8 protein-coding genes and 1 pseudogene are annotated in these 5,766 nt (G+C 60.3%); 1 reads left to right on the top strand and 8 read right to left on the bottom strand.

The window, feature by feature from the left end; all coding sequences use genetic code 11:
- On the top strand, positions 1-447 hold a 447-nt coding region (locus EOA85_RS25755), incomplete at its 5' end, for a pyridoxamine 5'-phosphate oxidase family protein (protein WP_127211646.1).
- 112 nt (positions 448-559) lie between these two features.
- Here EOA85_RS25755 and EOA85_RS39315 read toward each other — a convergent pair.
- The 8 genes and pseudogenes from EOA85_RS39315 to EOA85_RS25720 form a co-directional block, all read right to left on the bottom strand.
- Positions 560-778 (bottom strand): annotated as a pseudogene (locus EOA85_RS39315) (hypothetical protein); the annotation flags it as partial.
- 62 nt (positions 779-840) lie between these two features.
- The gene (locus EOA85_RS25745) at positions 841-1,041 is read right to left on the bottom strand and encodes a hypothetical protein (RefSeq protein ID WP_127211645.1); all 201 of its coding nucleotides are present in this window, start codon (positions 1,039-1,041) and stop codon (positions 841-843) included.
- 25 nt (positions 1,042-1,066) lie between these two features.
- Entirely contained in the window at positions 1,067-1,198 is a 132-nt protein-coding gene (locus EOA85_RS39950) for a hypothetical protein (RefSeq protein WP_281033786.1), read from the bottom strand.
- On the bottom strand, positions 1,195-1,767 hold the full coding sequence (locus EOA85_RS25740; protein WP_127211644.1) for a hypothetical protein: 573 nt from the start codon (positions 1,765-1,767) through the stop codon (positions 1,195-1,197). The genes EOA85_RS39950 and EOA85_RS25740 overlap by 4 nt, the downstream gene beginning before the upstream one ends.
- A 358-nt stretch (positions 1,768-2,125) precedes the next feature.
- Positions 2,126-2,512 (bottom strand): beta-lactamase family protein, encoded by a 387-nt coding sequence (locus EOA85_RS25735; RefSeq protein WP_245486004.1) that lies wholly within the window; start codon positions 2,510-2,512, stop codon positions 2,126-2,128.
- Between the two features lie 505 nt (positions 2,513-3,017).
- Entirely contained in the window at positions 3,018-3,152 is a 135-nt protein-coding gene (locus tag EOA85_RS39945) for a hypothetical protein (protein ID WP_281033785.1), read from the bottom strand.
- An 800-nt stretch (positions 3,153-3,952) separates the two neighbouring features.
- Complete coding sequence (locus EOA85_RS25725; RefSeq protein WP_127211641.1) at positions 3,953-5,311, bottom strand: glucoamylase family protein; 1,359 nt, start codon at positions 5,309-5,311, stop codon at positions 3,953-3,955.
- Positions 5,312-5,335: 24 nt separating this feature from the next.
- Positions 5,336-5,766, bottom strand: a 431-nt coding sequence (locus EOA85_RS25720) for a CBS domain-containing protein (protein WP_127211640.1), incomplete at its 5' end; no start/stop codon positions are given.

The following is a 5,766-nucleotide window of genomic DNA, read 5'->3' as shown; positions in this document are numbered from 1 at the left end:
ATGCTGATCCGCACACTTTCTGCCTTGGAATGCACGAAATTGCTGGCGGCCAATCGTATCGGCCACTTAGCATGCGCGAACGACGGGCAACCCTACGTCGTGTGCGTCAACTACGCCCACGCGGACAATCATCTCTATGCGTTTTCCATGCCGGGCAAGAAGATCGACTGGATGCGGGCCAATCCGCTGGTGTCGTTCCAGGTCGACGAACATGGCCAGGGTCGCGGCTGGAGAAGCGTGGTTGTCGATGGCCAATACGAAGAACTGCCGGATCGGATCGGCCATAAGGTTCAGCGCGATCATGCATGGTCAGTGTTGAGCAAGCACGCGAACTGGTGGGAGCCTGGAGCCCTTAAGCCGGTTATGCCTCCCGTTTCAGACAGCACTCCGCACGTCTTCTTCAGAATCCACATCGAGCAGGTGTCGGGCCGGGAAGCAAGCGAGTAGGCTGTTTCCACCAGTTCGATGCCTCGCGCAGAACAGCACGTGACGGATCTCCAAAACAAGGGCCGGCAGCAGATCGCGCCGGCCCGACCGTTTCCAGTCTTTGAATTGCTACCTCGACGGCGAAGGAGGGAATGATGAGGGGGGCCATTTGCCCGGCAGCGCCGCGTACCACGTCGCCGAGCTGAAACCGCCGCTGCTCGGGCGAAACGTCCGGCCGGTCCCGGTCGCCATAGGTCGCTTCGCAGATGAGATAGTCGACACCGGCCGGGCCTTCCGGATCGTTCTGAAGGATCTTGTAGCCTGGCCCGATATCACCCGAAAACATGATGCGCGGCGTTGGCCAGCAAGTTGGCAAGCTCGAGTGATGATGGATACGGCGGCGAACCCCGGAGGCTACACGAAAAGGTACCAGAACGGCGGGAAGGTTAGTAGGAATCCTATCCCGAGCAAGACGAGCGCTGCGACATTGACGGCGCGCATGTTCACCGTTTCCCTTTGCCAAATCCGTGACAGCCCGTACCAAGCAACGAGCCAAACGATGATTGTTACGGTCGTCTTGCCGGAGAGCGGGCCGACAGGATTGTAGAAATTCAACAGACCTCGCAATCCGGGCGACAGCTCAGAGGGCGAATGCTAGAACGCCGATGGCAGCACAACCGATGCCCGCTGCCAGAATGGCCGCAGCTCCGGGGCCATTCGGGATCGTCTCAACGATCTTTCCAAACTCGACCGGTTTTTGCGACGTATTCATGTCCCTTCCCCCTGCATCAGAATGATCACATCACCACCCCGAATCGGAGCGTACTTGTTCAGGAATGCGCCGAACGCTCCGGCGATTCCCGTGGCGACAAAAGCAGCCACGGCGAAGGCTAGTACGGAGATGCGCATGTTTCGGTGTTGAATGATTGCTCGCCCGTATTTCATGGTGACGTAGGCCACCATGGTCATGGCGATCGGTGCTAGCCAGCCTACATGCTCTTTCCATTCCATGCCGACGTTATGCCACTCGGATGTCTTCCCGCTGGACAGGAGCAATCTCCGCGGATAGTCCGCAAGATCGGTGACGCCTTCCGGCGGAACGGCTCGATACCAAGGATAGATGACGTAGGTGCCAGAGAACACAGTGAGCCACGCGAGTATCACCATCGCCACGAGGTAAAGACCAAGCAGTGTCTGGCCTCCCGCGCTCATCGCCGGCGGCGCGCCAGGCGCAGAAATTCGATAGAGTTCGACCAGCGCGCCGGAGAACGCCAGCATGAACAGGGCTCCAAACCCCATTCCATGCAGCACCGTCATGAGGTCGTGCGTTGTAATTTCCATGACAGGCCCCTTTCATGCCTGGCAATATACAATATACAATATATTAGCGACGTCGCATGTTGCGGCATTGATCCACATCAAAGCTCCCGCTTACGGGTCCACTGCTTGGCACGGGCAACATTCCACTGATTTCCATCCTTGACTTATTAGAGAACATACCGATTACGCGCAGCTCTCTTTCGCCGCGACACCGGCAACACATCGCATTTCGACGTCCGGAATTGCAGCGCTCCCGCGCAGAGGAGAAGCTCATTCACGCACAAGATGCCGCGCTCGACACCGAAACGATCAGTGCCAACGGTCCTCAGAGCGTTACCGTGCGAGCGGTTAGTCCTTTGGCGCGCAAACCTGTCCCGCCTCAACCACTTTGGTGTACGCGCATTGCGCATTGACTTGCTCGCTGAGCATCGATGCTACCGATGCACTCATCACGCGGCCGACAGGCAAGTACTGAGGCCAAAGCGCGCTGTAGCGCTTGGTCGCGTGCGCTGCAGAGCACCTTGGCGCTCATCCGGTTGGTGACGTAGGCGAAGGCGATGCCCGTCTCGGGATCGGCGAATGCGAGTGAGCCGCCGGCGCCCGGCGCGCCGAATGCGCTCGGGCTGCCCACCGGCCACTCTCGCGATGACTTCATGAAGCCCATCGAAAACTGCGCCTCGGCTCTGATGCCGTCGTCGTAGAAGCCATTGGCCGATGGCAGCGCCGGCGCCTTCAGTGCCTCAAGCGAGCCGGGTCGGGTAAGCACATGAAGTCGAACGTGTCGCTCGGCATCTGGTCCGTGCAGGTTGGCGCGCAACCACGAACGTGATCCTTCGACGGCGATCCTTCGATAGGGACTGCTTCACTGCCGATTTTTGTTTGTGGCCCGTCCCGCCCGGTAGATGTTGATCGGAAACGTGACAGACCCGCCTCCGAAGGCGGGCGAGGAGCCGCCGCCGCTCAGCAGCGCCTTGTCGAGGTTGTGGTGGAGGATGCGATCAAAGTGTCGGGAATATTCGCGGCACAAACTGCGCGAGAACGTCTCAACGAGGGCATCGCAGATCGTATCGAGGCGTCCCAGTTTTTCGCTCCACGACTTCAGTCGCCGTCGTAAGGGCTCAGGGGCGCATCGTCGCCCGGCTGATCTCGATCGCAGTGACGACACCCATAAGACTGCCCCTGATAAGCGTTACGTCACTCGCCTCGATAGCGACGTCGGTTCCTGTCCCGATCGCGAAGCCGACATCGACGCCTGGCAGGCGCTGCTTACGTCACTGCTGCCGTGCGAGGCCGACTCGCGCGGGCGCGGGGCGGCCCGGGACACTGATGTCCACCAGGATATCATAGCGGTCACTGCCGGGCAGCGTGACGAAGCCGCCATAGGTCACCGTGCCGGCGATCGCCATTGGCTCAAGTTCCAAGCTGTTTTGCCCAACATGTCCCAGTCCCGATACGGTTGCAGTCACTTTGGCGTTCTCGATACGCGCGCCCGTCGCGGCCTCGAAGACCGCGATGATGATGTGGTATTCATGTGCACCGCGCGGGCGCCGCCATGCATAGTAGCCTCGGGGTGACTCTCAAGAAGACGGCGCGCAATTGCCGCCGGCAAGACTCCCAGATAGACGCCTAACCCCTGCGCCACTTTATAGTTTTCATCTTCTTTGGCCGAAACCGGGGAGACCACAGAGGACAAATAATGAACGGCCGTAACTGGCGTGGACAGTTTCGCAGTCGTGGCCAATCCGGCGGGCGTGTGGCATACTGTTCCATAGCCGCCGCTACATGGAACTGATGGAAGGTAGCTCTGATATGCGCCGCTTGTTGACCCGTACCAGACTGCCGACGAACGGCTGGCGAAACCGCCACTAGCTGCGACGAGGTGATTGGCGATGGCGACCGGCCCTTCGGCCCTGGCATGAACCACCGACGCCAGCAGGCTCACTGCGAGTAGTACCAGCAGAAACATCTGCCCTGCCGCTGTCGCATTTGGCTGCGCCGCAACTGCACACGCTTTTGCTGGCATGATAACCATGACATCCCACGTAAGGTTATCTGGATCGATACCACCGGATTTTGGCAGTGGGCGCTTTGATTTTGATCAACAATTCCCGCTCGCCGAAACGTCGGGCAGCAAGACCGGAGCGGCTATCGAAATTTCCCAGGCTGACAGATGATTGGCTTGCGGCACAGGCGCCTCGCAATCCGATCAAGCGGTCGGCGTCGGTTCCTGGTCGAACGCTCTCAACCAGCCGCCTTCAAACCCCGCCCGTTGCATGCCGCTGCGGATATACCGGCACGAGCGCATCAGGCGCCACAGAAGCCCGCTGCGATCGTTCTCGATCATCAGCACGACGGGGCCTTCGTTGAGGCCGAAGTGCCAAGGCGAAACCCACCAGCCAAAGGCATTGCCGGATGTCCCCGGATGCGTCGGATTGAAGGCCGCCTTGAAACCATAGGCTTTGGCGGCCTTGAGCTTGGCCTGGTGGATGCAGAAGCTGATCGCCGGCCGGACGATTTCGGGAGCAAAAGGCAAGGAGGCCACGACGGCCCATGGGGCAAGCGTGCCATCGTCGGGGCCGTACGGGACTCCGCGTGCAACATAATCCTCGAAGCGGCGTTCGATGCCGTTCAACTTGAGCGTGGAAGGGCCAGGACCCTCGCTTGCGGTGATGCCCCAGCAGTGTTCGCCATAACCCTCGAATCCACGGGGGTTCTCGATGGCGTAACGCTGATGGACGAAGGTGGCGCGTCGGCTGTTCTCGAAATAGTCGGTTCCCTTGCTGCGCATGAAGGCATCCTGCAGGTCGCGAAAATCGATCCATACATGCGAAAGCTGGTGGATGAACAGCGGTCCCGCATAAAGATAGTCGTAGCCGTAACAGCTCTCCCATCGGAAGGTCGCGGTCCAGGCCGTATAGCTGCTCTCGGGCAAGGGGTGTGTCGGCGATCCGAGCCCCAGGACATAGAGCAGGAGCGCTTCGTCATAGCCTTCCCAGCGATACTCCAGAAACCCGTGCTCGGGTGTCCAGCCATGGGTGACGGTCTCTCCACCGTCCTGCGCCCAGCACCAGTCGGCTCGGCCATAAAGCGCCTCCGCCAAGCTGCGGATCTCGGCTTCGGCCTCGGTATCGGCATCGAAATACTGCCCTGCAGCCAGCGCGCCCGCCAGCAGGAACGTGCTGTCGATCGTGGACAGCTCGCATTGCCAGGCTCGCCGGCCGGTCTGCATGTTCAGGAAGTGATAGTAGAAGCCGTGATATCCCGTGGCATCCGGATCCGGACCCTGCGGGCTGTTCCAGAAGAAGCGCAGCGTCGCCAAGGTGCGTTCCGCAGCCGCGCTTCGCTTCATGAACCCGCGCTCGACTCCCACTGGATAGGACGCCAGCGCAAGGCCGGTGGCCGCGATGCTCGCCGGCCAATTCGCTTCGGTCTTGTCCAGAATGAGACCGTTCGCAGGGTTCGCTTCATGAATGAAGTAGTCGAACGTCTCCCGCTGCAGCATCGCCAGATCGTCTTCGATGGCCGAGGTGTTGAAGCGGTGGGTTTCGAAAGGATGCGTTCGCATCTCAGTATGACCTCGGATCGCCGTTCACGGATGCGCGAAGTACAGGTGGTCATACACACCTTTAACGCCTCTGACGCCTTCGGCAACGACGCGCACGGCATCCCGTTCACTCTGCGATCTGACTGCGCCCGAAAAATGGACCAAGCCATCGCTGACCGTGAGTGTTAACGCGTCTCCGTTGACGCCTGCGTCCTCTCGCAGCCGCGTAAGAATGCTGCGCCGGATCGCATCGTCACCTGCCGCCGTGGCGTCGAACTTTGCCGCAACGACGGCGCGCAAAAGATCGGCACGGCTGACGACGCCGACCAGGCGCGGTCCCCTCAAGACCGGTATGCGCTTGATGCCGTGTTCCTGCATCAGGACGGCAATTCGCTCGATCGGAGTTTCCTCGTCCGCCACGACGACGTCGGACGTCATCAAATCCGCCACTTTCCAGCTGTGGCCCTTCACATAGC

Source organism: Mesorhizobium sp. M5C.F.Ca.IN.020.29.1.1, from assembly GCF_003997375.1.
GTDB lineage: Bacteria > Pseudomonadota > Alphaproteobacteria > Rhizobiales > Rhizobiaceae > Mesorhizobium > Mesorhizobium wenxiniae.
The sequence above is the reverse complement of the archived record's forward strand: the minus strand, read 5'-3'. Positions and strand labels throughout refer to the sequence as shown.

Excerpts from the sequence above, each read along its gene's own strand:
- EOA85_RS25740 (WP_127211644.1), bottom strand. The coding sequence starts at position 1,767 with ATGGAAATTACAACGCACGACCTCATGACGGTGCTGCATGGAATGGGG.
- EOA85_RS39950 (WP_281033786.1), bottom strand. The coding sequence starts at position 1,198 with ATGAATACGTCGCAAAAACCGGTCGAGTTTGGAAAGATCGTTGAGACG.
- EOA85_RS25725 (WP_127211641.1), bottom strand. The coding sequence starts at position 5,311 with ATGCGAACGCATCCTTTCGAAACCCACCGCTTCAACACCTCGGCCATC.
- EOA85_RS39945 (WP_281033785.1), bottom strand. The coding sequence starts at position 3,152 with ATGGCGATCGCCGGCACGGTGACCTATGGCGGCTTCGTCACGCTGCCC.